1 protein-coding gene is annotated in these 454 nt (G+C 65.4%); it reads left to right on the forward strand.

Features of this window, described 5'->3' with window-relative positions:
- The coding region (locus tag G3I78_RS48290) for a DNA gyrase C-terminal beta-propeller domain-containing protein (protein WP_275424937.1) at nucleotides 1-454 on the forward strand (454 nt) is incomplete at both ends.

A 454-nucleotide genomic window follows, 5' to 3' on the forward strand; every position in this document is an offset into this window, starting at 1 on the left:
ATCCTGGAGATGCAGCTGCGCCGGCTGGCGGCTCTGGAGCGCCAGAAGATCGTCGCCGAGCACGACGAGCTGCAGGCGAAGATCCGTGAGTACAACGCGATCCTCGCCTCGCCCGTGCGTCAGCGGGGCATCATCAGCGAGGAACTCGCCGCGATCGTAGAGAAGTTCGGCGACGACCGGCGCTCCAAGCTGGTCCCCTTCGACGGCGACATGTCCATGGAGGACCTGATCGCCGAAGAGGACATCGTCGTCACGATCACGCACGGCGGCTACGTCAAGCGCACCAAGACCGAGGACTACCGCTCGCAGAAGCGCGGCGGCAAGGGCGTGCGCGGCACGAAGCTGAAGCAGGACGACCTCGTCGACCACTTCTTCGTGTCCACCACCCACCACTGGCTGCTGTTCTTCACGAACAAGGGCCGGGTCCACCGCTCCAAGGCGTACGAGCTCCCGG

It is taken from the genome of Streptomyces sp. SID13726 (assembly GCF_010548375.1).
Taxonomy (GTDB): Bacteria; Actinomycetota; Actinomycetes; order Streptomycetales; family Streptomycetaceae; genus Streptomyces.